The 25,271-nt window shown below is 54.8% G+C and carries 26 protein-coding genes; 1 reads left to right on the forward strand and 25 read right to left on the reverse strand.

Translation table 11 applies throughout. The features are described 5' to 3' along the window. Positions 1–40 precede the first annotated feature (40 nt). The 8 genes from B3729_RS19250 to flhA form a co-directional block, all read right to left on the reverse strand. Positions 41–1,144, reverse strand: a complete 1,104-nt coding sequence (locus tag B3729_RS19250) for a protein-glutamate methylesterase/protein-glutamine glutaminase (protein ID WP_286788725.1) — start codon at positions 1,142–1,144, stop codon at positions 41–43. A 28-nt stretch (positions 1,145–1,172) separates the two neighbouring features. Then, positions 1,173–3,398, reverse strand: a complete 2,226-nt coding sequence (locus B3729_RS19255) for a chemotaxis protein CheA (RefSeq protein ID WP_286788726.1) — start codon at positions 3,396–3,398, stop codon at positions 1,173–1,175. Between the two features lie 26 nt (positions 3,399–3,424). Beyond that, positions 3,425–4,210: a protein phosphatase CheZ gene (locus tag B3729_RS19260; RefSeq protein WP_010797940.1), complete on the reverse strand. Its 786-nt coding sequence runs from the start codon at positions 4,208–4,210 to the stop codon at positions 3,425–3,427. 19 nt (positions 4,211–4,229) lie between these two features. Continuing rightward, complete coding sequence (locus tag B3729_RS19265) at positions 4,230–4,604, reverse strand: chemotaxis response regulator CheY (RefSeq protein WP_173869067.1); 375 nt, start codon at positions 4,602–4,604, stop codon at positions 4,230–4,232. Positions 4,605–4,683: 79 nt separating this feature from the next. Next, positions 4,684–5,424 (reverse strand): RNA polymerase sigma factor FliA, encoded by a 741-nt coding sequence (fliA, locus tag B3729_RS19270; RefSeq protein WP_010797938.1) that lies wholly within the window; start codon positions 5,422–5,424, stop codon positions 4,684–4,686. Next, complete coding sequence (fleN, locus tag B3729_RS19275; protein ID WP_010797937.1) at positions 5,421–6,248, reverse strand: flagellar synthesis regulator FleN; 828 nt, start codon at positions 6,246–6,248, stop codon at positions 5,421–5,423. The genes fliA and fleN overlap by 4 nt, the downstream gene beginning before the upstream one ends. A 175-nt stretch (positions 6,249–6,423) precedes the next feature. Beyond that, the gene (gene flhF / locus B3729_RS19280) at positions 6,424–7,752 is read right to left on the reverse strand and encodes a flagellar biosynthesis protein FlhF (protein ID WP_286788727.1); all 1,329 of its coding nucleotides are present in this window, start codon (positions 7,750–7,752) and stop codon (positions 6,424–6,426) included. Between the two features lie 10 nt (positions 7,753–7,762). Then, positions 7,763–9,862 carry a flagellar biosynthesis protein FlhA gene (flhA, locus tag B3729_RS19285; protein WP_074825259.1) on the reverse strand — a complete coding sequence of 700 codons (2,100 nt, stop codon included), beginning with the start codon at positions 9,860–9,862 and terminating at the stop codon, positions 7,763–7,765. A gap of 279 nt (positions 9,863–10,141) precedes the next feature. Between flhA and sodC the strand changes: the two genes are divergently transcribed. Further along, on the forward strand, positions 10,142–10,669 hold the full coding sequence (gene sodC / locus B3729_RS19290) for a superoxide dismutase family protein (RefSeq protein ID WP_074825257.1): 528 nt from the start codon (positions 10,142–10,144) through the stop codon (positions 10,667–10,669). Positions 10,670–10,702: 33 nt separating this feature from the next. Here sodC and flhB read toward each other — a convergent pair whose 3' ends face one another. From flhB to B3729_RS19375, 17 genes are all read right to left on the reverse strand, one after another. Next, on the reverse strand, positions 10,703–11,839 hold the full coding sequence (gene flhB / locus B3729_RS19295; protein ID WP_286788728.1) for a flagellar biosynthesis protein FlhB: 1,137 nt from the start codon (positions 11,837–11,839) through the stop codon (positions 10,703–10,705). 13 nt (positions 11,840–11,852) lie between these two features. Continuing rightward, positions 11,853–12,629 (reverse strand): flagellar biosynthetic protein FliR, encoded by a 777-nt coding sequence (gene fliR / locus B3729_RS19300; RefSeq protein ID WP_150347631.1) that lies wholly within the window; start codon positions 12,627–12,629, stop codon positions 11,853–11,855. Positions 12,630–12,632: 3 nt separating this feature from the next. Then, positions 12,633–12,902, reverse strand: coding sequence for a flagellar biosynthesis protein FliQ (gene fliQ / locus B3729_RS19305; protein WP_010797931.1), 270 nt, complete (start codon positions 12,900–12,902; stop codon positions 12,633–12,635). 13 nt (positions 12,903–12,915) lie between these two features. Further along, a complete protein-coding gene (gene fliP / locus B3729_RS19310; protein WP_286788757.1) occupies positions 12,916–13,701 on the reverse strand; it encodes a flagellar type III secretion system pore protein FliP in 786 nt (261 codons plus the stop codon). A 103-nt stretch (positions 13,702–13,804) separates the two neighbouring features. Then, positions 13,805–14,218, reverse strand: coding sequence for a flagellar biosynthetic protein FliO (gene fliO, locus B3729_RS19315; protein WP_010797929.1), 414 nt, complete (start codon positions 14,216–14,218; stop codon positions 13,805–13,807). Between the two features lie 4 nt (positions 14,219–14,222). Continuing rightward, positions 14,223–14,678: a flagellar motor switch protein FliN gene (gene fliN, locus B3729_RS19320; RefSeq protein ID WP_010797928.1), complete on the reverse strand. Its 456-nt coding sequence runs from the start codon at positions 14,676–14,678 to the stop codon at positions 14,223–14,225. A 67-nt stretch (positions 14,679–14,745) separates the two neighbouring features. Next, positions 14,746–15,717 (reverse strand): flagellar motor switch protein FliM, encoded by a 972-nt coding sequence (fliM, locus tag B3729_RS19325; protein ID WP_010797927.1) that lies wholly within the window; start codon positions 15,715–15,717, stop codon positions 14,746–14,748. Positions 15,718–15,725: 8 nt separating this feature from the next. Continuing rightward, positions 15,726–16,238, reverse strand: coding sequence for a flagellar basal body-associated protein FliL (fliL, locus tag B3729_RS19330; protein ID WP_010797926.1), 513 nt, complete (start codon positions 16,236–16,238; stop codon positions 15,726–15,728). Between the two features lie 159 nt (positions 16,239–16,397). Beyond that, complete coding sequence (locus B3729_RS19335; RefSeq protein WP_286788729.1) at positions 16,398–17,717, reverse strand: flagellar hook-length control protein FliK; 1,320 nt, start codon at positions 17,715–17,717, stop codon at positions 16,398–16,400. 74 nt (positions 17,718–17,791) lie between these two features. After that, entirely contained in the window at positions 17,792–18,145 is a 354-nt protein-coding gene (locus B3729_RS19340; RefSeq protein WP_010797924.1) for an Hpt domain-containing protein, read from the reverse strand. 425 nt (positions 18,146–18,570) lie between these two features. After that, positions 18,571–19,017, reverse strand: a complete 447-nt coding sequence (gene fliJ, locus B3729_RS19345) for a flagellar export protein FliJ (RefSeq protein ID WP_286788730.1) — start codon at positions 19,015–19,017, stop codon at positions 18,571–18,573. A gap of 6 nt (positions 19,018–19,023) precedes the next feature. Then, positions 19,024–20,370 carry a flagellar protein export ATPase FliI gene (fliI, locus tag B3729_RS19350; RefSeq protein ID WP_010797922.1) on the reverse strand — a complete coding sequence of 449 codons (1,347 nt, stop codon included), beginning with the start codon at positions 20,368–20,370 and terminating at the stop codon, positions 19,024–19,026. Continuing rightward, entirely contained in the window at positions 20,360–21,142 is a 783-nt protein-coding gene (gene fliH, locus B3729_RS19355) for a flagellar assembly protein FliH (RefSeq protein ID WP_286788731.1), read from the reverse strand. The genes fliI and fliH overlap by 11 nt, the downstream gene beginning before the upstream one ends. A 122-nt stretch (positions 21,143–21,264) precedes the next feature. Next, positions 21,265–22,278, reverse strand: a complete 1,014-nt coding sequence (gene fliG, locus B3729_RS19360; protein ID WP_010797920.1) for a flagellar motor switch protein FliG — start codon at positions 22,276–22,278, stop codon at positions 21,265–21,267. Next, on the reverse strand, positions 22,265–24,076 hold the full coding sequence (fliF, locus tag B3729_RS19365; RefSeq protein WP_286788732.1) for a flagellar basal-body MS-ring/collar protein FliF: 1,812 nt from the start codon (positions 24,074–24,076) through the stop codon (positions 22,265–22,267). Before fliF ends, fliG begins: the two co-directional genes overlap by 14 nt. A gap of 11 nt (positions 24,077–24,087) precedes the next feature. Continuing rightward, positions 24,088–24,426, reverse strand: a complete 339-nt coding sequence (fliE, locus tag B3729_RS19370) for a flagellar hook-basal body complex protein FliE (protein ID WP_010797918.1) — start codon at positions 24,424–24,426, stop codon at positions 24,088–24,090. Positions 24,427–24,757: 331 nt separating this feature from the next. Then, positions 24,758–25,126 (reverse strand): ComEA family DNA-binding protein, encoded by a 369-nt coding sequence (locus tag B3729_RS19375; protein WP_150347636.1) that lies wholly within the window; start codon positions 25,124–25,126, stop codon positions 24,758–24,760. Positions 25,127–25,271: the final 145 nt, after the last annotated feature.

Raw genomic sequence — 25,271 nt, forward strand, 5'->3', positions numbered from 1 at the left:
TCAAATCCGGCGCCGCTCCTGCCTAGCAAGAGCGGTACCATTACATGCACGCGTCAGTAATGTGTCGACCGATGTCGTCAAGACTGTAGACGGCATCTGCCAGATTTGCCTTGACCACGGCCATGGGCATGCCATAAATCACGCAGCTGGCCTCGTCCTGCGCCCAGATCTGGCTACCACCCTGCTTGAGCAGGCGAGCACCCTCACGGCCATCAGAGCCCATGCCGGTCAGCACCACCGCCAATACCTTGTCCGGGAAAATCTTGGCCGCCGAGCCAAAGGTGATATCGACGCAGGGCTTGTAATTCAGCCGCTCATCGCCCGGCAATATCTTCACGCCGCCACGCCCGTCCAGCATCATCTGCTTGCCGCCAGGCGCCAGTAGCGCCAGCCCAGGACGAAGCTGATCGCCATCCTCAGCTTCCTTGACAGAAATCTTGCACAATTTGTCCAGACGCTCTGCAAACGCCTTGGTAAAGGCGGCAGGCATGTGCTGAATCAGCACGATTGGCGCTGGAAAGTTGGCAGGCAATTGGGTCAGTACCCGTTGCAACGCCACAGGACCACCGGTCGACGTACCGATGGCCACCAGCTTGTAATTCTTGCGCCGTGGCGCAGCACCGGTCACCGACGCTGAAGCCGAGGAGCCTGCCGGATGTGCCGAAGCAGTCCGCGCCGCCGGGCGAGGGGTTGTTGAGGTGGGTGCAGGCGCATGGGCCGACACACTTCCAGACGACAACCGGCGGTTGCTGCGCGCAATGGTATGGATCTTCTCGCACAACAAGCGCTTTACGCTCTCGGGATGGCGGGAAATATCCTCGAAATTCTTGGGTAGATAATCTACCGCACCCGCATCCAGCGCATCGAGCGTAACCCGAGCGCCTTCATGCGTCAGCGACGAAAACATCAGAACAGGCGTCGGGCACTTCTGCATGATGTGCCGAACGGCCGTAATGCCATCCATGAAGGGCATCTCATAATCCATGGTAACGACGTCGGGTTTCAACGCCATCACCTGATCAATCCCTTCACGCCCATTGGTCGCCGTACCGACGACCGTAATATTGGGATCACCCGCCAGGATTTCAGTCAAACGGCGGCGGAAGAAACCCGAATCATCCACCACCAACACTCTTACAGCCATATGACACTCCTAACGGCGGGGCTTCGACTCAAATACCGCGGCGCGCGTAGCGCTTGAGCATGCTCGGTACGTCAAGGATCAATGCGATCCGGCCATCACCTGTAATGGTGGCTCCCGACATACCCGGCGTTCCTTGCAACATCTTGCCTAATGGCTTGATGACTACTTCTTCCTGACCTACGAGTTGATCCACAACAAAACCGATGCGTTGCGTACCGACCGACAGGATAACAACGTGACCTTCCTGCTGCTGCTCATCGTAAGCCGCATCCTTGACCAGCCAGCGCTTGAGGTAGAACAGCGGCAGTGCTTTGTCGCGAACCACGACCACTTCCTGACCGTCGACCACATTGGTGCGCGAGAGATCCAGGTGGAAGATCTCGTTCACGTTGACCAATGGGAATGCAAAGGCCTGATCGCCCAGCATTACCATCAGGGTTGGCATGATCGCCAGGGTCAGCGGGACCTTGATCACAATCTTGGAGCCCTGCCCCTTGTTGGAGAAGACGTTTACCGTGCCGTTAAGCTGTGTAATCTTGGTCTTCACCACGTCCATGCCCACACCACGACCGGAAATATCGGAGATTTCGGTCTTGGTTGAAAAGCCTGGTGCAAAGATCAGGTTGTAGCATTCAAGATCGGTCAAACGTTCCGCCGCGTCCTTGTCAAGCAGGCCTTTTTCAACAGCCTTGGCGCGCAGAGCGTTGGGATCCATCCCTTTGCCATCGTCGGAAATGGCCAACAGGATATGATCGCCCTCCTGCTCCGCAGACAGAACGACACGGCCCGCACGGGCTTTGCCATTCTTCTCGCGCTCGGCAGGCTCCTCGATTCCATGGTCGACCGCGTTGCGCACCAAGTGCACCAGCGGGTCAGCCAAGGCCTCTACCAAGTTCTTGTCGAGATCGGTTTCTTCACCCACAAGCTCAAGGTTGATTTCTTTCTTCAGGTTGCGCGCCAAGTCACGGACCAGACGCGGGAAGCGTCCGAATACCTTCTTGATTGGCTGCATGCGCGTCTTCATGACCGAGGTCTGAAGATCCGCTGTCACAACGTCCAAGTTTGATACAGCCTTGGCCATGGCCTCATCGCCACTGTTCAGCCCAAGACGAACCAGACGATTACGCACCAGCACCAGCTCGCCGACCATGTTCATGATCTCGTCGAGACGGGCGGTGTCCACACGCACGGTTGTTTCAGCTTCGCTGGCCGGCTTCTCGCCTGCCGGGGCAGCCGCCGCACGCGGTTCAGCCTTCGGTGCTGCGCTGACCGCCGGTGCTGGGGCCGCTGCAGGCTGGGGCTTCGCCACAGGAGCAGATGCCGCCTTGGCAACCGGAGCGGGTGCAGGTGCTACAGGAGCAGCCGCAACACCACCATCGAAACGGCCTTTTCCATGCAGCTCATCCAGCAGAGATTCGAACTCGTCATCCGTGATTTCATCACCTGACTTGGCTACCGGAGCAGCAGCCTTGGCAAGCTCGGACGGCGCTGCAACAGCAGCATCAAACTTACCTTTGCCGTGCAGCTGATCCAGCAGAGATTCAAACTCGTCATCCGTGATCTCGTCACCTGACTTGGCTACCGGAGCAGCAGCCTTGGCAGGCTCGGACGGCGCTGCAACAGCAGCATCAAACTTACCTTTGCCGTGCAGCTGATCCAGCAGAGATTCAAACTCGTCATCAGTGATTTCGTCGCCAGATGCAGGTACGGCCGAGCCAACGGCTGCCACAGGTGCCGGCTCATTCCCGATTGCATCGAGGAGTCGGTCAAACTCATCGTCGCTTACATCACTGGCAGCAGGTGCCTGGACAGCAACCACAGGGACCTGAACCGGCTCCACAGCAGCGGGAGCAGGTTCGGCGCCTTCAGGCTCCGCCAGACGTGCCAAGGCAGCCAGCAGCTCAGGAGTAGCCGGTGTCGGCTCAGTACGCTCACGTACCTGGCCGAACATTTCGTTTACCGTATCCAGAGCTTGAAGGACAACGTCCATCAGCTCGGCATCAACGCGGCGCTCACCCTTACGCAGGATGTCGAACACGTTTTCGGCAATGTGGCAGCACTCAACAAGGGCGTGCAGCTGGAGGAAGCCTGCCCCTCCCTTTACCGTGTGGAATCCACGGAAGATGGCGTTGAGAAGATTCATATCATCCGGGCGGCTTTCGAGTTCCACCAATTGCTCGGACAACAATTCGAGAATCTCGCCGGCCTCTACCAGGAAATCCTGGAGGATTTCTTCATCGGCGTCGAAGCTCATTCATGCACTCTCCAAAAAGGCCAGGTTTAGAAACCAAGGCTGGACAGAAGGTCATCTACGTCATCCTGGCTGGATACGACGTCTTCTCTTTTATCGGCATGAATCTGCGGACCTTCACCCTTCGAAGACTTTTCTTTTTGAATTTCTTCGATGGCCTTGACGTGGTCGTGGCTAATTCCTGCATAACGATCCACCTGACCGGCCATACGGACCAGCTTGACGAGATCGCGCTCGACTTGTGTAACAAGGTTCGTCACACGCTTGATGACTTGACCGGTAAGATCCTGATAGTCCTGCGCCAACAGGATATCGTTCAGCAACGAAGACAGCTTGTGGGCGTCCTCATCGCTGCGCCCCAGAAACGCACCGACTCGCTTGGCCAGCTCGCGGAACTCCTCGGCACTGAGCTCGCGCCGCATAAAGCGGCCCCACTCGGCGTGGAGGTCATGAGCGTCCTTACCAAATGATTCGATAAGCGGTGTGCTGGCATCGACCAAGTCCATGGTACGGTTGGCAGCACGCTCCGTCATTTCCACAACGTAGCTTAGGCGATCGGTGGCGTCTGCAATGTTTGTGACTTCATTGGCATAGGACGCCTGGGGATCGATCTGGAAGTTGACGATCGCGTTGTGCAACTCACGCGTCAGCTTGCCGATTTCCTGATACAGACCACGATCTCGCACCTGATTGAGCTCATTGATGAGCTGCACTGCCTGGCTGAAATTGCCATCTTCAAGGCTGGCAACCAGCTCTTGGGCATGCTTTTTCAGGGTCGATTCCAGGTCTTCGAATGATTTACTGCCAAGGTCCATAACATCCTCGAGATGGTTATCAGCCGTTGACCCGCTCAAAGATCTTGTCGATCTTTTCTTTGAGCACCTGGGCAGTAAACGGCTTCACAACGTAACCATTCACACCCGCTTGAGCTGCCTCGACAATTTGTTCGCGCTTGGCTTCGGCCGTTACCATCAGAACAGGCAGGTTCTTCAGGCGTGCATCGGCACGGACTTCCCGTAGCAGGTCGATACCGGTCATACCCGGCATGTTCCAGTCCGTTACCAGGAAGTCGAAGTTGCCGCTTTGCAGCATCGGCAACGCCGTCAAGCCGTCGTCGGCCTCGGTAGTATTGGTGAACCCCAGATCTCGCAGCAGATTCTTGATGATGCGTCTCATGGTGGAAAAATCGTCCACGATGAGAATTTTCATATCTTTGTCCAAGTCGACCTCCATCCTTACCCCAGACATGCCTTTTCAAAGGCATGCCATACATGCTTAGTGTTTTGCCTTAGCGCGAACGCCATTCAGCCAGACGAGCCCGCAGACGTGCTGCGCACTGACTGTGCAGTTGACAGACTCGGGATTCACTTACCCCAAGCACCTCTCCGATTTCCTTTAGGTTCAACTCCTCGTCGTAATACAGCGACAAGACGAGACGCTCACGCTCTGGAAGATTGGCAATGGCTTCCGCCAGGGCCTGCTTGAAACGATCATCTTCCAGTCCTCGACCTGGCTCGAAATCATGGGCTCCGCTCTCTTCGAGACCGTGCTCACCCTCTTCCATCAAGTCATCGAAGCTGAACAGGCGACTTCCCAATGTGTCATTGAGAATGCCGTAATATTCTTCAAGGCTTACACCAAGTTCGGCAGCAACTTCAGGATCTTTAGCGTCACGACCCGTTCTTGCTTCAACAGCACGAATCGCATCGGCCACCATACGGCTGTTACGATGCACCGAACGAGGTGCCCAATCACCTTTGCGAACCTCGTCCAGCATGGCTCCGCGGATACGGATACCGGCATAGGTTTCAAAGCTTGCACCTTTGCCGGCATCGTACTTCTTGGAGGCCTCGAGCAGGCCGATCATGCCGGCCTGCATGAGATCTTCCACCTGTACATTGGCAGGCAGACGCGCCAACAGGTGATAGGCAATGCGCTTGACCAGCGGCGCATACTGATTGATCAGTTGCTCCTGCTGTGAATGGGTCTGAGATTTACTGTACATACGGAGACCGCTGGACGCTGTCATACATTTGGCCCTACAGTGGGTTGCACCAATCGTTCGACGAAAAACTCCAAGTGACCGCGTGGGTTGGCCGGCAAGGGCCAAGCATCCACCTTCTGGGCAATGGCCCGGAAAGCCAGAGCGGCTTTGGAGCGCGGGTATGCTTCGTATACGGACCGCTGCTTCTGGACGGCTTTCCGTACACATTCATCAAAAGGAACCGCACCCACATACTGCAGAGCCACATCCAAGAAACGGTCAGTTACCTTGGTCAGCTTAGCAAAGAGATTGCGACCTTCCTGGGGCGTCAATGCCATATTCGCCAGTACGCGAAACCGCGTGATTCCATGATCGCGGTTGAACATCTTGATAAGCGCATAAGCGTCCGTGATCGAAGTAGGCTCATCACAGACCACCAGAAGCACCTCCTGGGCAGCCCGTACAAAGCTCACAACCGAATCACCGATGCCAGCAGCCGTATCGACAACAAGCACATCGATATCGTTGCTGATGTCACTGAATGCCTGGATCAGACCGGCATGTTGAAGAGACGACAACTGCACCATGGCTTGCGCACCGGAAGCGGCCGGAACGACCCGGATACCGCCAGGGCCTTGCAAAATCACGTCGCGAAGATCACATTTACCTTCGATCACATCGGCGAGTGTCTGCTTCGGAGTCAACCCGAGCAAAACGTCGACGTTTGCCAAGCCCAAGTCGGCATCGAGCAACATGACACGTCGGCCCAGTTCAGCCAACGCTAGCGAAAGGTTTACCGAAACGTTGGTTTTCCCAACGCCTCCCTTGCCGCCTGTCACTGCAATTACCTGTACGGGATGCATACCCATTGCTGTACACCTATGAAAAACCAGCCAGCCCGTAGAGGGCACTTATGGTGTAGCCAGATCGTTGTGCTAACGAGCCAGCTGGCACTAAACCTGAAGCGTGTACTGCTTTCTGACACTACGACGCCTGTAAACCTTCTATTGCAAAAACCTTACCCAACTTGCAAAAAACTGTAACTTAACCGACGCGCTTGGCCGGCTTTTGATAGAGCTCGGCAAACATATCCGCCATGGTTTCCTCTGCAGGCTCCTCGGTCAGCTGACGATTGACTGCACGGCTAACCAGCTGATGCTTGCGCGCAATATGCAGGTCGTCAGGGATGCGAGGACCGTCGGAGAGATAGGCTACCGGGATATGATGGCTAATGGCTATACCGAGCGCTTCACCCAACGTCGCGGACTCATCCAGTTTGGTCAGAACACAACCAGCCAGACCGCACCCCTTGTAGTTGTGATAAGCCGCTTTTAGCACCTGGCTCTGGCTGGTTACTGCCATGACCAGATAGTTGCGAATCTTCAGTTTCTCATTAGCCAGCGCTTCCAGTTGCAGACGCAGGGCGGGGTCATTGGCCGGGATACCTGCCGTATCGATCAGGACCATGCGCTTGCGAGCCAGTGGCTCAAGCGCCTGAGCCAGCGACTGACGTGGATCTACAACGGTAACCGGCACATCGAGAATATGACCCAACGTCTTGATTTGCTCTTGGGCGCCGATGCGATGGCTATCCATGGTGACCAGCGCAAGACTTTGCGCGCCATACTTCAGAACATAGCTCGCTGCCATTTTGGACAGCGTAGTGGTCTTACCCGATCCGGCGGGACCGACGAACGCGACGATACCGCCCTCTTCCAGCAGATCAACCTGGGGCGTGTCGATTGCCTGGGTCAGGTGGGCCAACAGCATACGCCAGGCCTGACGGGGCTCGTTCACACTTGCCACACGCGCCATCAGGTCACGGCACAGATCAGCCGGAAGTCCCATGCGTTGCAGGCGGCGCCAGAAGTTTGCTTCATCAGGACGCTTGTCCTGCATCTGGCCCCAGGCGATAGAGCCCAGCTGCACTTCAATCAATTCACGTAGCCCGGTGATCTCGGAGCGCATGGCATCCAGCGCACGGCGCTCTTCGGCAGAAGGCGCGGCGGCAACGGCAGGTGCTGGCTGGGCAACTTTGGGCTCGGAGATAACAGGTTCCTGGCGAGCGCTGATCTGCTCACTGCCAAAGAGTTGACTAGCGTTGGCTTGCGGCGCAGCGACACCCTGGTTAGGCGAGCGAATGGCCAGTTCAGCGTGGGCTTCGGCGATACGCACTTGGGTTTTACGCAGCTCGGCTTCCAGCGCAGCATTCGGCGCAGTGGGAGTCGGCGCTTGATAATCTAGGGCAGCGGTCAGCTCAATGCCACCGGCAACACGGCGATTGCTCAGGATCGCGGCATCTGCACCCAGTTCGTCACGAACCATTTTCATGGCTTGACGCATATCAGCAGCAAAAAAGCGTTTAACTTGCATGGTTCAAACCTCAGCCGTTCTGGCCAACCGTTGCGATAATGGTGACTTGTTTGTTATCCGGAATTTCCTGATAAGCCAGCACAGACATCGTGGGAACTGCCATTCTCGCGAAGCGGGACATCATCCCGCGAATCGCACCGGCTACCAGTAACACGACTGGCTTACCCATCATTTCTTGACGCTGTGCTGCATCTACCAGAGAGCGTTGCAATTTCTCGGCCATTCCTGGTTCCAGGAACATGCCATCTTCAACACCCTGTCCGGCCTTCTGCATACCATTAAGCAACATCTGTTCCAATCTCGGTTCCAGCGTAATAACAGGCAGCTCGGGCTCCAGTCCAATGATGTTCTGGACGATTGCACGGGACAGCGCCACACGAACCGACGAAACCATGACGGCGGGATCTTGACTACGCGGCGCCACATTCGCAATAGCCTCAGCAATCGTACGAACATCACGTACCGAGACCTGCTCCTGCAGCAATTGCTGCAATACCTTAAGAAGCGTAGACAAGGAAATCATGCCTGGCACCAGTTCTTCGGCCAACTTGGGCGAACTCTTGGCCAGAAGCTGCAGTAATTGCTGCACTTCTTCATGCCCCAACAGCTCGTGGGCATGCTTTTGGAGAACCTGGTTGAGGTGGGTCGCAACGACCGTGCTGGCATCGACCACGGTATAGCCCAGGGACTGCGCCTGATCACGCTGACTGACGTCAATCCAAACCGCATCAAGGCCAAACGCCGGATCTTTGGCAATCACACCATTCAACGTGCCGAATACCTGACCCGGGTTGATAGCCAGTTCGCGGTCCGGATAGATTTCGGCTTCCGCAACATTCACGCCCATCAACGTCAAACGATAAGCATTGGGCATCAGTTCCAGGTTGTCGCGAATATGTACAGCGGGCATAAGGAAGCCAAGATCCTGGGACAACTTCTTGCGAACACCCTTGATACGCGTTAGCAGCTCACCGCCCTGGTTGCGATCCACCAAAGGAATCAGGCGATAACCTACTTCCAGGCCAACCATGTCGACAGGCGTTACGTCATCCCAGCCCAGCTCCTTGGTTTCAGCGGGGCGCTGTACGGGGGCCAGCTCCTGCTGACGCTGAGCTTCCTGCTCGGCCACTTGCTTGACCTTGCGCTGGCGATCCCAGATGAAATAGGCACCGGCAGCAGCCATGAAGCCCAAACCCAAGAACGGCACGTGCGGCATGCCGGGCACCAGACCCATGGCAATGATGATGGCCGCAGAGACAGCAAGCGCCTTTGGCGAGGCGAACATTTGACGGTTGACCTGCTGCCCCATGTCTTCGGAAGAAGACACACGCGTTACCATGATGGCAGCCGCAACAGACAGCAACAGCGAAGGCACCTGGGCAACCAGACCGTCACCAATAGTCAGCAGTGCATAGATACGGCCTGCATCGGCAATGCTCAGGTTATGCTGCATCATCCCGATCGCGATACCACCGAGCAGGTTAATGAACAGTACCAGCAGACCGGCAACCGCATCACCGCGAACGAATTTGCTGGCACCATCCATTGAGCCGTAGAAGTCAGCTTCCTGACCTACCTCGGCACGACGCTTCTTTGCTTCGGCCTGATCGATCACACCGGCGTTCAGGTCAGCGTCGATGGCCATCTGCTTACCAGGCATGGCGTCCAGGGTGAAACGCGCGGATACTTCGGAGATACGACCAGCACCCTTGGTCACTACCACAAAGTTGATGATCATCAGGATGGCGAACACGACCGCACCGACAACGTAGTTACCACCCACCACTACGTCACCAAAGGCCTGAATCACCTTACCGGCAGCGGCATGGCCATCATGACCATGCAAAAGAACGACACGTGTAGACGCCACGTTCAATGCCAAGCGCAGCAACGTGGCCACGAGCAGGATCGTCGGAAACACCGCAAAGTCCAAAGGCCGTAGCGCATAAACGCTTACCAGCAATACCACGATCGACAGCGCGATATTGAAGGTAAACAGCACGTCCAGCAGAAACGGCGGGATCGGCAATGTCATCATGCCGAGCATGGCCAGAACCAATATCGGTACAGCCAGGTTACCGCGGCTCAGGCTGCGAACATTGGTCAACATTTGCCCGTGATTAACTTTCACAGTCGTTCCTCTTGAATGCCTTGCATATCAATCTTTTGACGTCAGAGCGTCTTGATGCAGGCTATTCAGCAAGCAACGGGCCAAGTTCCTTTTTTGTTTGAATTTGTTGCGTTTGCGCCTGTTATATCGGCCTGCACGACTGTTTTCTTGAGGCCGGCCTTTAGCCACTGTTGATACGAGCACCGTAATAAGGAAACCTGAACACGCATATGAGGTCCCTTCACAAGACGCGCATAAAGTGGATAACAGGAGAACCCGATGAAAAAATGGATTGCCGTAACGCTGATGTCAGCAGGACTCGCTGGTATGGCCCAGGCGGATGACGCCGTGACTGTTCCATTAAATATCGCAACAGAGAAAGGTCCGGGCGAAAGTGTAGGCAGCGTCACCATCGTAAAGACTGACTACGGCTTGGTATTTACACCTGAGCTAAAAGGGCTGGAGCCAGGGACACATGGATTCCATATTCATGCCAAACCCAGCTGTGACGCTGCAGAAGTCGATGGCAAGAACACGCCGGCAGGCGCCGCAGGCGGTCACTGGGACCCTGAGAATACCGGCAAGCATGACGCTCCCTGGGGCGACGGCCATAAAGGTGATCTGCCCGCCCTTTATGTCACAAGCGACGGAACAGCCTCTCAGCCCGTGCTGGCGCCGCGCCTGAAGGACTTGAATGAAATCAAAGGCCACGCTCTGATGGTTCACGTAGGTGGCGATAACCACTCGGATCATCCCAAACCGCTAGGCGGTGGTGGAGCCCGGATGGCGTGCGGGGTTATCAAGTAACAAGAAGGCCCCGTTCAGCGGGGCCCTCTTTACCTACTCATCACGCCGTAAATCCGGCGGGATAGGTGGCTCATGCGGCTGTTCTGGACGCCGGCCTTGACCGGCCTTGTACTGCTTGAGCTGATAAACGTAGGCCAGTACTTGCGCCACAGCGATGTAAAGCCCTGCCGGAATCTCTCTATCGATATCAGTAGAATAGTACACTGCTCGCGCCAGGGCGGGTGATTCAAGCGTCGTAACGGCGTGCTCCTGGGCAAGCTCACGAATCTTCAATGCCACAAAGTCGCTACCCTTGGCTACCAGGATCGGCGCCCCACCGGTGGCAGCGTCATACTTTAGCGCCACAGCATAATGTGTTGGGTTGGTGATAATGACGTCGGCCTCTGGCACGGCGGTCATCATGCGACGTTGCGCCATTTCGCGCTGCATCTGGCGCATCCGCCCTTTTACTTCGGGCTTGCCTTCGCTGTCCTTGTATTCATCCTTGATCTGCTGCTTGGTCATCATCAGCTTTTTCTTGTTGCTATACCATTGGAACGGTACGTCAATAGCTGCGATAAGTAATAGCCCTAAAGACACCATCAACGCTGCATGCCCTGCCACTTTTATACTGTGGATAATGGCACTGCCCAAAGGCTCCTTTGCAATGGACAGCAACGCATCACGCTCGGACAAGAGCACCATGATCGCAATGGTGAGCAGCAGAACGAACTTGGCCAGCGCCTTGCCCAACTCCATCAGCGCATGGGTCGAAAACATGCGCTTGAGTCCTGAAAGAGGGTTCATTCGACTGAACTTGGGCTGAAGGGATTTGCTGGAAAACAAGAAGCCTCCCAGTGCAATCGGGCCAATAACGGCAGCCAGCACAAGGACGAGAAAAACCGGCATCATGCCCAGCATGGCGGCCTTGCCGGATGTTAGCAGCATGATCCCCATGTTCCGCTCATCCAGAACGGCTTCACGGTTTAGTGAAAAACTGCCACGCATCAAATCCAGTAACGCATCTCCCAGGATCGACCCAAACGCCAGAAGCGCTATGAGCCCCCCCATCACAACCGTCAGCGTGCCAAGCTCACGGGATCGGGGTAACTGCCCCTCCTCGCGCGCTTCCCGCTTACGTTTGTCGGTAGGTTCCTCTGTACGGTCTTCACTGCTGGATTCGTCCGACATGGCGACCTCCTGCCTATCGCGCTCGCACCAGCTCTCGGAGCCATTGCAGCGCTTCAGTGACTAATGATTCGTAGTGCGAAAAGATATCCGCTGTGCCAATCCAGATAATGATCAGACCCAGCGTTACGGTTAAGGGCATGCCAATGGAAAAAATGTTGAGTTGAGGCGCTGCGCGGGTCATTACGCCAAAAGCAAGGTTCACGACCAGCAGTGCCGTAATAGCAGGCAAGACCAGTAATACGCCAGCACCAAGCACCCAACTCAATTTACCGGCCAGCTCCCAAAAATGATCAACAGACAGCAACTGACCAACCGGTAGCGTGGTAAAGCTTTCTGCCAGGATTTCCATGACGATCAGGTGTCCGTTCATGGACAGGAACAGCAGCGTCACCAGTACGTTGAAGAACTGCCCCAGCACCGGCACCGAAATGCCATTGGCCGGATCGACCATTGATGCAAAGCTAAGTCCTGCCTGGGTGGAGAGCAGTTGCCCAGCAATCACGAAGACGTGAAAGAACAGCTGAAGGCTAAAACCCATAAGAGCGCCAATCAGGATCTGCTCTGCAATCAGCGGCAAGGCCTGTACGCTCACGGCATCGACCTGCGGCATGGGGGGCAGCGTAGGCACCAGCAGAGCGGTAAAGGCCAGTGCCATATAGAGCTTTACGCGCGCGGGAACCATGTTGGTCCCGATGATAGGCATCGTCATAAAGACGGCAGCAATACGGAACAGAGGTAGCAGGAACGTACCGACCCAGCCGCCAATCTGCGCATCACTCAGCTCAAGCATGATTTAACCAATCAACATCGGAACATTGGTGATCATGTTGCGCATGAACTCCATCAGCTCACGGGTGAGCCAAGGCCCTAGGACAATCAGCGTCAACAACGTGACAATCAGTCGAGGCAGAAAACTCAAGGTCTGCTCGTTGATCTGTGTAGCGGCCTGGAACATTGAAACCACCAGGCCCACTAGCAAGCTCGGCACGATCAGAATGCCTACAAGCAATGCAGTCAACCAGAGCGCTTGCCGAAACAGATCTACGGCTACTTCAGGCGTCATGGGGTATCTCCTCTTAGACAGTACCGAAGCTGCCAGCCAGCGTACCCATGATCAACGACCAACCGTCAACCAGCACGAACAGCATCAGCTTGAACGGTAACGAGATGATCATCGGTGAAAGCATCATCATGCCCATCCCCATCAGCACGCTGGCTACCACGAGGTCAATTACCAGGAATGGAATAAAGATCATGAAGCCGATCTGGAAGGCTGTTTTCAATTCGGATGTCACAAAGGCCGGAACCACGATCGTCAGCGGCGCCTGATCAGGTGTGGCGATGTCTGTACGCTTGGATAGCCGCATGAACATGTCCAGATCGGATTGCCGGGTCTGCGCCAACATGAAGTCCTTGATCGGCCCCTCTGCCCGCGCAATTGCATCCTGGGCCGTCAGCTGCTCATTCATATAGGGCTGCAAGGCATCGTTGTTGATGCGGTCAAAGACCGGCTCCATGATGAACAATGTCAGGAACAGTGCCAGTCCGATCAACACCTGGTTTGACGGCGTTGTCTGCAAGCCCAGGGCTTGGCGGAGAATGGCGAATACAATGATGATCCGTGTAAAGCTGGTCATCAGCATGACAAACGCTGGAATGAAACTCAGCGCCGTCATGATCAGCAGAATCTGCAGGCTGACGGAGTACTCCTGCTGGCCGTTGGCGTTTGTACTCATGGTAATAGCGGAAATGGACAACGGATTGTTAGCCCCATTTTCCTGCCCAAACGCCAAAGGTGCCGCCAGTGCCACCAGCACAAGCACAAGCACAAGCACAAGCACAAGCAGGCAATTACGAAGCAAACGAAGATTGGATTTCAACAACGTCGTAAACACACCGCTTGTACCAGTCAGCACCAGTTCATTCTCCGCACCACTCGCGCGAAAGACTTCAATGAGTCGAATCTCATGACTTATCCTTTGGGTCGCGGCTGATCAGCTCGAAAAGCCGTTGAGCAAACTCAGGCGAAGCCGGTTGCTCATCGGCCAGGCGAACCGGTTCCTTCATCACATGCAAGGGAGTAATGCGCCCAGCCGTGAGTCCTACGAGTATTTGCTCCTGCCCTACCTGCACCAACACCAGCCTCTCTCGCGGCCCCAGATGCTGGGTAGCGACCAACTTGATAGCGTTATTGCCACGCGGCCCCACCTGCTGTACCCGACGGATAAGCCAGGCCAGCCCGAAGATCAGGCCAATAATCAGCAGCAGACCCAACACAAGCTGAGTCAGCTGCGATCCCATATTGGTTGACGGTGCAGCTGTTTCAGCCGCCTGGGAGACAAGCGGCAAGGTCGCCAGTAGAGCAATGAGCATTCGCATAAGGTCAGCGTAGTTTCTTGATACGTTCACTGGGGCTGATGACATCGGTCAGCCGGATACCGAACTTCTCGTTAACCACCACCACCTCGCCGTGAGCAATCAAGGTACCGTTGACCAGTACATCGAGCGGCTCTCCCGCCAGGCGATCAAGCTCGATAACCGAGCCCTGATTCAGTTGTAGCAGGTTCCGGATGGAAATGTCGGTATGGCCGACTTCCATCGAAATCATGACAGGAATGTCCAGAATCACATCCAGGTTCGGACCTTCCATACCTGTAATCTGCTGATTGTTACCTTGGATCCCGGCAAATTCTTCTACAGGCGCGCGAGAGGCCGGGTTCGAGCCCTGAGCCATCATCGCATCGATTTCATCCTGATTGGAGTCGCCTGCCTCTGCCATCGCCGCGGCCCACTCATCAGCCAGAGCCTGTTCTTCGCTGTTGGTGTTTTGATCTGCCATCTTAACCTCAATCTAAAACGGTGAGCCTACGGCTCGAAAGAAATAAAAGCATTCAGTCAAAATCGCGTCAGCGAGAGTTCTTGACCGGTTCAATGATTTGCAAGGCCAGGTTTCCTTTACGAGCCCCCATCTTTACTTTGAAAGTTGGCATACCATTGGCGCGCATCAGCATTTCCTCCGGCATCTCAACCGGAATTACATCGCCAGGCTGCATATGCAGGATGTCACGTAGCCTGAGCTGACGACGCACCACCGTCGCTTCCAGCGGTACACGGATATCCAGAAGGTCCTCGCGCATAGCCTTGACCCAGCGCTCGTCCTGATCATCCACATCCGACTGGAAGCCGGCGTCCAGCATTTCGCGGATAGGCTCGATCATTGAGTATGGCATGGCGATATGCAGCTCACCGCCACCGCCATCCAGCTCGATGCTGAACGAGCTGACCACTACCACCTCGTTCGGACTGACAATATTTGCCATGGCCGGGTTGACTTCGGAGTTGATGTACTCGAACTGACACGCGAGCATTGCGCCCCAGGCCTCTTTAAGGTCAACGAAGCACTGGTCAAGCACCATGCGTACAACACGCAGCTCGGTCGGCGTAAACTCACGACCTTCAATCTTGGCGTGACGGCCATCGCCACCAAAGAAGTTGTCTACCAGCTTAAACACCAACTTGGCATCCAGAATAAACAGTGCCGTACCACGCAAAGGCTTGATCTTCACCATGTTCAAGCTGGTCGGTACATACAGCGAGCGAACATACTCACCGAACTTCAAGACCTGCACACCCCCTACGGACACGTCAGCCGAGCGACGAAGCAGGTTGAACATGCTGACCCGGGTATAGCGGGCAAAGCGCTCATTGATCATCTCCAATGTCGGCATCCGGCCACGGACGATACGATCCTGGCTGGTCAGGTCATATCCCCTGACCGAGCCTGTAGGCGCTATAGGATCCGTTTCGACAAGACCATCATCGACGCCGTGAAGAAGCGCGTCGATTTCATCCTGAGACAGTAAATCTTGTACAGACATGGCAATCCCTATTGCAGGACGAAGTTAGTGAACAAAACCTGCTCGACCGTAGGTTGACCCACCTGCTTCTGAGCAAGCTCCTGAATCTTGGAAGTTGCCTGTTGACGTAGCAACTCCTTGCCAACCGGCGTCAATAAGGCGTCATAACTCTGGGCAGAAAGCAGCATGACCAGTTGATTGCGTACCTGGGGCAAATGAGCCTTGAGTTCATCCATCTTTGCCTGATCGCGTCCCATCAGCGCCACACCCACCTGCATATAACGCTGCCTGCCGTTCACATTGAAGTTGACCACAAAAGACGGCGTTAATTTTTCGTAGATGGCAGGCAGTCGGACAGGAGTGGTGGGCTCCGCCTTTGCGGCCTCGGCATCATGAACCTTCTTGTTCATGATGAACCATGTTGCACCTACCGAAGCCCCTATCGTCAACAACAATGCGACCACGATAATGATGATGAGCTTGAGCTTGCCTTTGCCAGCGGGTTTGGCCGCGTCATCAGCCGCTTGTTCTTTCTTGGCCATGCTTACATCCGTAATTGAGTGAACCGCCTACAGCCCTAAAACGCAGAGGGAATAACAGCAGTTTTGTTGATACATTCATCTTTAGCCAATCGCTTGAGGCGTAGCCGTCAGATTCGCCCTTGGTAAGACGGACCTCATCACCTGCGGGAGGCGTCCCGGTCAAGCGTAGAAGTCCACCACTCCATCATTTCTCTTTATTGTGTGCGCTACCGTCTCACTTGAGGTACCTGCCACTTCATCAATCGCACGATCTTCGCTACCTGACCCAGTATTCGAAGACCGTCGCCCTCCGGTTCCCGTGTCCTGCTGTGCGGCCTGCCAGTTACGATGCGCTGATTGATCCGAGACGTTTACATCAAGCGTCATCCCCTGCTGCACGAACATGTCTCGCAAGCGATGAGACTGGCTGTCGAGTGCATCACGAACATCCGCATGCGGACTAGCAAAAGTGACCTGAGCCTGGTCGTTAGTCATATCGATACGAACTTCAAGACGCCCCAACCCGGCCGGTTCGAGCCGAATGTCAGCACTCCTGAGGTTCTGACTCGACATCCACATAACTCGATCAATTACACCTTCATGCCAGTCGGACTGATTCATTGCCAGCGGTTGGCCCGGCACTGTAGGCGCAACGGGACGAGCCGTCTGCACAGGCGTTCCCATTGTCTGGGACAAGCTATTCAGCTTGTCTGCAAAGGTCTCGTTTCGACCGTCAGGCAAGGCCCTATCATCGATATCTTTTAATCCTTGCAATGCTTCAAGGGCGGCCTCACCCTCAGTAGGCTGACTTTGAGTGGCTGCAGCCAGAAGAGCACTTACAACCTCGGCCTGTTTAGAGGAGCCTTGACTTGTATTGGCCTGAGCGGTGCCAGATGCTGTATCGGTAGTCTGAAGTAGCTTACTACCGGCCTGGGCCAGCAGCTGGCCAGCAGTCTCACCAGAAGAGGCAGCCTGGCCATTCGAGGAAGCCACCTGATCCAGCCCCTGTGGAAGCGCTGACGTAATACCCGATGTCAGCGTATCTTCCGTCAGGGACGTCAAAGAGCTGACAGCATTTGGAACCGGCAAAGGTGCCACTTCCGCAGGCAGGGTTCCAGTCATGCCAAGCAGCAATAACGGGTCCAGCTGCGCGTCTGGAACAGAGGCGTGCTCATCGGCCACCGGCAAGGCCTTGCCGCTATCGGCAGATCCAGAGGTCTCTTTCTGCTTTACGTCTGAGGAAACAGACTCGCCAGTCTCGCTGTCGTTAACCTTGCTATCGTGACGCGATGCGGAAGCCTCGCGCTTCACGGACTTTGGATCCGCATCGCGAGTACGCACCTCATTACGAGCAGGCTGCTGCTCTTTGGCATAAACATCCGAGAAACGTGGGGTATCGCTGCGAGTTGACTCAGCGGGCTTGAACGGCGCTTTGAACGCGGTCTTGCCCGAGCTGATATCAGGCGTCGACGACAAAATGAAGTCAGAGGCGACAGCCATAAAATTGCTCCAGTTAAGGTATCTGGAGCTAGAGAAGCAAACGCTGGGCCAGCTTTAAGAAACACGGCTGAAAATCACGCGTGCCGTTGCCGTTCCGACTTGAACAGAATGCGCACAATGGCAAACTCGCGCTGAACGCTTTCGATCTTTTCATCTATAACGGACAAGGGAGCGTTTCGACGGGCCGCTTCCTCCAAGTCCCGGCAAAGATTTGTCAGAACGACGGCGCCCATGTTACTGGAACTTCCCTTGAAGCTGTGAGCCACATGCCGAAGCTGTACCAGCTCCTGTTCTGCATAGGCCTCCTTCAGCGCACGGATACGCTCTTCCGAGTCGGAAATATAGGTGTCGAGCAGATTACCGTACTCGTCCTCCATAATTTCCTGCAGGGCAAGCAGAGTATCGGTATCTAAGTGTGGCAATGACATGGTAGGACTCACTCATCAGGCCAAAGATGCCAGACGAAATGGCAAAGTAACATGAGGATGAAACGTAAGAGCTCTGCTACACAACACTGACATATCAAGCCCTCCGTTAGGAGTTAGGTTAAACAAACCTTCTGTCGGTGCGATTTTGGCAAAGCTGGCACTCTAATGGCACCCCTGGAACACAATAAATTGTTCTAAAGCGCTCATTACTACCGTTTATATCACTGGACTTACGCTGGAAGGCGCTCTGGTAATTGCTCTTTTACCAGACTTTGGAAGGTAAACATAAGCCTGACGTCAAAATTCCAGCGAATGAGCAACAGAGAATCTATGTTGCTGGAAAATTGGCTGCCAACCGTCAGGACCTCTTTTAGAAGGTTTGGCAGGAAATAAAGAGGGCCAGCAAAACGGCTGGCCCTTTTTCCTTACATCCGAATTTGTTGCAAAAGCCGTTGGGAAAACTCATCCATCTGCTTCTGCTCTCGCTTGTCCTCAACCAGCCGCTGTTCCTGGCGATATTTCTCTACCAGTTTTTTCAAACCTTCCAAGCGTGCGTAGCGTTGCTGCCAGGATTGACGTGCCTTTTCGACAACATCGCGGTGCCAGTTAGTGCTCCGCTCCTGTTGCGCAATAGCATCCTCCAATTGACTGAGGAAACGCTGATAACCGATCATCCACTGGCCTGACACACCCTGACTTCCCGCATTCAGCCATTGCTTGTGGTAATCGTCCCGGTAGCGCTGCAGGTCAGCAAGTTTTTGCTCTGCCTGCATCAATTGTGTCTGACACTTACCTAATTGCCGAGCAGCGTCCCGCTCCTCCTGCTCACTCATATCTATCACTGGGGTCAACCGCTCAGCACGACCTTTCATGATTCATCAGCTCTCCAGCAATACGCCTAGATTTTGCCCGCTCTGCTCGAGCGACTCGCTTTCATTCAGTCCTTGGCGCAAGTACTGCTGCATCGCAGGGTAGCGCTTGATTGCCTGGTCAGTTTCAGGATCGCCGCCTGGTACATAGGCGCCCACACTGATCAAATCGCGGCTTTGCTGGAAGCGAGACCACAACTGTTTCATACGCTGGGCATTACGCAAATGCTCAGGACTTACGACCTGCGGCATCACTCGGCTGATCGACGCTTCAATGTCAATGGCAGGGTAATGGCCTTCTTCCGCCAGACGGCGGGACAAAACAAAGTGACCATCCAGCACTCCTCGCGCCGCATCAGCGATCGGGTCCTGCTGATCATCACCCTCTGACAGTACAGTGTAGAACGCCGTGATAGAACCACCGCCCTTTTCAGCATTACCCGCGCGCTCCACCAGGCTGGGCAGCTTGGCAAACACGGATGGCGGATAACCCTTTGTCGCCGGCGGCTCACCAATAGCCAGTGCGATTTCACGCTGAGCCTGTGCATACCGGGTCAGAGAGTCCATCAGCAACAGAACATTTTTACCCTTGTCACGAAAATACTCTGCAATACGTGTGCAATACATGGCTGCACGCAGACGCAGCAGAGGCGCATCATCCGCTGGCGAGGCAACAACGACGGAACGCTTGATGCCCTCTTCGCCCAGGATGTGCTCGATAAATTCCTTAACCTCACGACCCCGCTCACCGATCAGCCCGACAACGATGATGTCCGCCTTGGTAAAGCGGGTCATCATGCCGAGCAGCACGCTCTTACCAACACCAGTACCGGCAAACAGTCCAAGACGCTGACCGCGTCCTACCGTCAACAAACCATTGATACTGCGTACACCAACATCAAGCGGCTCATGAATAGGCTCGCGCTTGAGCGGGTTGATGGTCGGACCGTCGATCGGCACCCAATCCTCGGCGCGCATCCGCCCTTTGCCATCGAGGGCATTACCTAACCCATCGAGCACACGCCCTAACATCGACATTCCCATAGGCAGGCGTCCGGTATCAGGCAGAGGCACGACACGCGCCCCAGGGGCAATACCTGCCAGACTGCCAATCGGCATCAAAAAGGTTCTATCACCTGAAAACCCCATGACCTCGGCTTCTACCTGAGCATGTTGGTAGGTACCGCCATTGATGACCCGGCAGCGACTTCCGACTGCAGCACGCAAGCCTTCTGCCTCAAGCGTCAAACCTACCATGCGCAGCAGACGCCCTTCGATTACGGGCTCACCCGGGAGGCTTACCGCGTCAATATAACCACCCAGTCGACGCTGGAAACTCAGGCGATCAAGATGCATCAGCAGCATTCTCCAAAGGAATATGCAGGTCAGGGTCGGCAGGCTGTGTAGCCTGATGGCGTTGCTGTTCCATAATCTGCGTCAGTGCCTGAGCCAGTCGCGTTTCGATACTTGCATCGATTACGCTGTTCTCGCTTTCGATACGGCAACCACCCGGCAGCAGGTTTTCATCTTCCAACAGCTTCCAACGCTCATCGTGCCGATCACGCAGGGCCTTCACCAAATCGAAGTCCTGCGGGTTGAGATGAATGCGGATATTCTCAGCACCCATGGGCAAAAGCTTCAGCGCCTCACGCAGGATACGTTGCAGCTGCGTAGAATTGTCTTTTAACTCACGCTGGATCACTTGTTTGGTGACATGCTCAACCAGACGAACCAACGCCTGCTCCAGCTCGCGATCCTGCTGGGCGATTGGCTCGAGCAGCTGCTCCATAACGATTTCCAGACTTCGCAGCTTGGCTGTCAATGCTACTTCAGCCTCTTGCCGCGCTCTTACCTGCCCGGAGTGAAAACCATCGCGCTCACCGGCAGTGAAGCCTTCGTTGTAAGCCTCTTGCCGAATGGCCTCTAGCTCTTCCAACGTCAACGGCTTGACTTCCTCTACCGGAACGTCTTCAACGGTGACGGTTTCCTCTTCCGCTGCTTCCGGCTCTGGATCAGGCTCAACGGCCACGTCTTCAACATGGTTGCTATCCAGATCAGGCAAAAGCCATCGCTCGAAGATACTGACTTCCTTCGCGCGAATCAGATCGCTAGCGTCCTCTTTGTTCATGACTCACCTGACAGAAAAGCTACGGTATGCCAGGTAGATAGCAAAGCTTGGGCCAACTCAGAACAAAAAAAGCCCGACCACTGCAAATACACAGTGACCGGGCTCGAAACCCACTTGGTGATTTACACCATTTCTTCGCCGCCCTTGGCACCCAGGACAATCTCGCCAGCCTCAGCCATACGGCGGGCCACTGCGATAACCTCCTTCTGCGCCCCCTCCACTTCGGAGATACGAACCGGGCCACGGGACTCCAAGTCATCACGCAACAACTCGCCTGCACGCTTGGACATGTTACGGAAGAACTTGTCCTTGATCCCATCATCTGCGCCCTTGAGCGCCAGGACCAGGATATCGGACGAGACTTCACGCAGCAGCGCCTGAATACCCCGATCATCCACATCGACCAGGTTGCCGAAGACAAACATAAGGTCTTCGATCTGAGCAGACAGCGCATCGTCCACTTCGCGAATAGCGTCCATGAGCGGAGCCTCAACCGCGCTATCCAGGTAGTTCATGATGTCGGCTGCACGCTTCACGCCACCCAGCGTCGTACGGGCGGAGCTTGCACTACCCGAGAACTGCTTCTCCAGAATCATATTCAATTCTTTCAGTGCTGCTGGCTGGACCGTATTCAGCGAAGACACCCGCAGGATAATGTCCAACCGAATCTTCTGATCAAAATGCGCCAGAACTTCGGCAGCCTGATCCGCATCCAGGTAAGCCACTACAATCGCCTGGATTTGTGGGTGCTCGTAACGGATGACATCCGCGACCGCACGAGGCTCCATCCACTTGAGGCTATCCAGGCCGCTCGTATTACCACCCAGCAGGATCCGGTCGATCAGACCGTTAGCCTTGTCTTCGCCCAGGGCCTGGGTCAGCATCTTGCGGATATAACCGTCAGTGCCTACACCCAGGCTGGTCTGCTCACCTACCACTTCGATAAAGTTGCCCAGTACATGCTCGGCCTGGTCACGACTGATGTTACGCACTTGAGCCATCGCAGTACCGACGCGCTGTACTTCTTTCGGGCCCAGGTGACGCAGGATCTGGGCAGCGTCTGCCTCACCCAGGGAGAGCAGCAGAACAGCGGCTTTATCGACATTGCTCATGCTGTTGAATTCACTCGTCGGCATTGATCCAGTCCCTCACAACTTGGGCAACCAGGCCCGGGTCTTCAGTCACCAATTGCTTGATGGCATTGAGTTGTACTTCGTAGTTTTCGCTAGGTCCAGGCAACATCAGCGCTGCAGGACTTGCCAGACTTACCTTGTCATCGGCCAGATCACCACCACTCAGGCCGCCCGCTCCACTACCCGCCAGATCTCCAGCACCACCCATACCATCAGCCAGTGCCAAGTCCTTGCTCTTGTTGGTACCTGCCAAGTTGTTCAGAACAGGGCGCAGGACACCAAACACCAGGACCAGGATAAACAGCACACCTAGACCTTGCTTAACGACATCCCAGAACCAGGGCTGCGAGTAGAAGGGGATACTTTCCACATCATCAGCAGCGATCGGCGCAAAGGGAGCGTTGATCACGCTAACACTATCACCACGACTTGCATCGAAACCTACCGCGTCTTGCACCAGGCGAGTAAAACGAGCCAGGTCATCCGCACTCCAGGGCGTATGACTTACCTGCCCTGTCGCTGCATCCAATTTCACTTGATCATCCAACACTACCGCTACAGAGAGACGACGTACTCGACCTTGCTGCTGGCGGGTGTAGCTGATACTGCGATCCAACTCATAATTACGTGTGCTTTGGTCACGCTTGTCTGTCGGATAAGGCACTGTCGCCGGCAGACCTGTCTTCGGATCAGTAATGAACTGATCATTAGGATCACGAATCAGCTGACCCGGCGCCGTGAAGTTGGCACCCGCTGCCGCTGTTGCGTTCTCAGGTGCAGTGGCTGGTCCAGGCGGCTGGTTCGACAAGGCTCCCGGCACACCCTGCGGCCCACCGCCGGCAGTTTGACGCTGTTCGGTATTGATCTGCTCGCTGCGCAGTGCAGGCTGATCAGGGTTAAACTGCTCGGACGTTGACTCAACCGCATTGAAATCTACATCTGCCGATACTTCTGCCTTGAAGCGACCGTTTCCTACGATTGGCTGCATCATGTTTTGCACACGTTGAGTCAATGTGCTTTCGATGCGGTTCGTATAATCTAGCTGCTTACCTGCAACACTGAACTCAGACTGGTTCAGCTGATCCGACAGGAGCTGTCCCTTCTGATCGACTACCGTTACCTGAGACTTCGTCAACTCTGGAACACTGGTAGCAACCAGATTAACGATCGCCATTACTTGCCCAGTTTCCAAGGTACGGCCTGGATACAACTCGACCAGAACCGAAGCCGTCGGCTTACGCTCATCCCGTACGAATACAGAACTCTTCGGAATCGCCAAATGAACACGTGCACTTTTAATGCCATTTAAGCTGGCAATCGTACGAGACAGTTCACCCTCGAGGCCGCGACGGTAATTTGCCGCTTCCATGAATTGGCTGGTTCCCAGAGGCTGCTCCTTGTCCAACAGCTCGAAACCAATGATACCGTCAGTAGGAGCTACGCCAGCGCTGGCCATTTTCAAGCGAGCACGGCCCAGATCGTCCGCCTTTACCAACAAGGCACCGGTATTAGGATCAACCTTGTAGTTGATATCGGCTGAAGTCAGCGCTTCAACTACCTGATTGGCATCCAGGCCTGACATACTGCCATACAAGGGGCGGTAATCAGGCTGCTGTGACCACAGCACTACTGCAAACCCTAAGGCAACGCTGGCAGCCAAGCCAACCATAAGGCCTACTTGACGCAAGATCGGCATTTCAGACAGGTTGTCTAGAAAGCCCAGGCCCGGAAAAGGCTTCTTGGATGCGCCAGAGGCGTCTACCTTAGCGGGAACCTGATTATTGAGGGCGGTGTCGGCCATTCAATCTATCCTCAGATAGGCATCTGCATAATGTCTTGGTAGGCCTGGACCATCTTGTTACGGACTTGGGTCATGGCCTGGAAGGAAACGCTAGCTTTCTGCGAGGCAATCATGACTTCCGTCAGATCAACGCCGCCCTGACCAAGCTCGAACGCTGTGGCCATCTCATTGGAAACCTTTTGCGTCTCGTTGACTTTACGGACAGCCTGTCCAAGTAAATCCGGAAAGCTGGGAACATTTGCAGCACCCTCAACACCGACAGGGCTCGCAACGGGCTTTCGCGCCATTGCCTCTGTCTGCATGGAGCGCATCTCCAGCATTAAACGATTGAACTCAACACCTTGAACCATTTCACCCTCCAACCAGCGCGGATTTTTGACGCCGCGCTTTTAGCTATACCTTGATGTAGCAATGGCGATGCCAAGTTTTGTCTGTCAGCTGAAATTGGCTAACTGAACCGGCTTGGCGCCAGGTTTCAATCACTATCAAGGTCAGAGCAATTAACAGGCCAGAAAGGGGTTTGGGCGAAAGCAGCCTAGCGTTGAACTAAGTAAGGCTAGGCGCTTAAGCGAAGAAAATGGTTTAGATACCTTGGGGAAACGCAATCAGTAAAATTTGGCTCAACAACTACCGTGTGCCAAAAGAATAACTCTGGCTAGTTGGCTACCAGCACCGCTTTTGTCAATTGATTGTCAGGACGTCAGAATTCTTTTCCAAGATTGCAGGGCCGATGCCCTTTACTTCTATCAACTCGTCAATCGCCTGAAACGGGCCATGCGCATTCCGATAATCAACAATCGCTTTTGCTTTGGCAGCTCCAACACCTTTAAGTCTTTTGTCCAGCGTAGCGGCATCTGCCGTGTTGATATTGACCTTACTGGAAAAAACAGGTCCAGAGGATCTGGACACCTCTATAGAGGTTTGCGCGATAGGTACAGGTTTGGGTAACTGATAATGCAGCGGATCACCGTACGTCTCAGCATAGGCAACAGAAGTGAGCGTAAAAAGAGTAAAACAGACGGCAATACGAAATAATAGAAGTGCGCGCATAAATAGACATCCTTTTCCAAGCGCATAATTGACGTTCAACTACAGGAGAGTTTGAGCCTGTATCCTTGGCCTCACTCGAAATTAAATGCATATGCTACCAACCACTCACGCCTTATCAGAAAGGCCAACTACTGGCAGCATCACA

Origin of the sequence: Pseudomonas sp. UBA3149 (assembly GCF_002364655.1) — a bacterium.
GTDB lineage: Bacteria > Pseudomonadota > Gammaproteobacteria > Pseudomonadales > Pseudomonadaceae > Chryseomonas > Chryseomonas luteola.

Excerpts from the sequence above, each read along its gene's own strand:
- B3729_RS19250 (WP_286788725.1), bottom strand. The coding sequence starts at position 1,144 with ATGGCTGTAAGAGTGTTGGTGGTGGATGATTCGGGTTTCTTCCGCCGC.
- B3729_RS19255 (WP_286788726.1), bottom strand. The coding sequence starts at position 3,398 with ATGAGCTTCGACGCCGATGAAGAAATCCTCCAGGATTTCCTGGTAGAG.
- B3729_RS19260 (WP_010797940.1), bottom strand. The coding sequence starts at position 4,210 with ATGGACCTTGGCAGTAAATCATTCGAAGACCTGGAATCGACCCTGAAA.
- B3729_RS19265 (WP_173869067.1), bottom strand. The coding sequence starts at position 4,604 with ATGAAAATTCTCATCGTGGACGATTTTTCCACCATGAGACGCATCATC.
- fliA (WP_010797938.1), bottom strand. The coding sequence starts at position 5,424 with ATGACAGCGTCCAGCGGTCTCCGTATGTACAGTAAATCTCAGACCCAT.
- fleN (WP_010797937.1), bottom strand. The coding sequence starts at position 6,248 with ATGGGTATGCATCCCGTACAGGTAATTGCAGTGACAGGCGGCAAGGGA.
- flhF (WP_286788727.1), bottom strand. The coding sequence starts at position 7,752 with ATGCAAGTTAAACGCTTTTTTGCTGCTGATATGCGTCAAGCCATGAAA.
- flhA (WP_074825259.1), bottom strand. The coding sequence starts at position 9,862 with ATGTTGACCAATGTTCGCAGCCTGAGCCGCGGTAACCTGGCTGTACCG.
- sodC (WP_074825257.1), top strand. The coding sequence starts at position 10,142 with ATGAAAAAATGGATTGCCGTAACGCTGATGTCAGCAGGACTCGCTGGT.
- flhB (WP_286788728.1), bottom strand. The coding sequence starts at position 11,839 with ATGTCGGACGAATCCAGCAGTGAAGACCGTACAGAGGAACCTACCGAC.
- fliR (WP_150347631.1), bottom strand. The coding sequence starts at position 12,629 with ATGCTTGAGCTGAGTGATGCGCAGATTGGCGGCTGGGTCGGTACGTTC.
- fliQ (WP_010797931.1), bottom strand. The coding sequence starts at position 12,902 with ATGACGCCTGAAGTAGCCGTAGATCTGTTTCGGCAAGCGCTCTGGTTG.
- fliO (WP_010797929.1), bottom strand. The coding sequence starts at position 14,218 with ATGCGAATGCTCATTGCTCTACTGGCGACCTTGCCGCTTGTCTCCCAG.
- fliN (WP_010797928.1), bottom strand. The coding sequence starts at position 14,678 with ATGGCAGATCAAAACACCAACAGCGAAGAACAGGCTCTGGCTGATGAG.
- fliM (WP_010797927.1), bottom strand. The coding sequence starts at position 15,717 with ATGTCTGTACAAGATTTACTGTCTCAGGATGAAATCGACGCGCTTCTT.
- fliL (WP_010797926.1), bottom strand. The coding sequence starts at position 16,238 with ATGGCCAAGAAAGAACAAGCGGCTGATGACGCGGCCAAACCCGCTGGC.
- B3729_RS19335 (WP_286788729.1), bottom strand. The coding sequence starts at position 17,717 with ATGGCTGTCGCCTCTGACTTCATTTTGTCGTCGACGCCTGATATCAGC.
- B3729_RS19340 (WP_010797924.1), bottom strand. The coding sequence starts at position 18,145 with ATGTCATTGCCACACTTAGATACCGATACTCTGCTTGCCCTGCAGGAA.
- fliJ (WP_286788730.1), bottom strand. The coding sequence starts at position 19,017 with ATGAAAGGTCGTGCTGAGCGGTTGACCCCAGTGATAGATATGAGTGAG.
- fliI (WP_010797922.1), bottom strand. The coding sequence starts at position 20,370 with ATGCATCTTGATCGCCTGAGTTTCCAGCGTCGACTGGGTGGTTATATT.
- fliH (WP_286788731.1), bottom strand. The coding sequence starts at position 21,142 with ATGAACAAAGAGGACGCTAGCGATCTGATTCGCGCGAAGGAAGTCAGT.
- fliG (WP_010797920.1), bottom strand. The coding sequence starts at position 22,278 with ATGCCGACGAGTGAATTCAACAGCATGAGCAATGTCGATAAAGCCGCT.
- fliF (WP_286788732.1), bottom strand. The coding sequence starts at position 24,076 with ATGGCCGACACCGCCCTCAATAATCAGGTTCCCGCTAAGGTAGACGCC.
- fliE (WP_010797918.1), bottom strand. The coding sequence starts at position 24,426 with ATGGTTCAAGGTGTTGAGTTCAATCGTTTAATGCTGGAGATGCGCTCC.
- B3729_RS19375 (WP_150347636.1), bottom strand. The coding sequence starts at position 25,126 with ATGCGCGCACTTCTATTATTTCGTATTGCCGTCTGTTTTACTCTTTTT.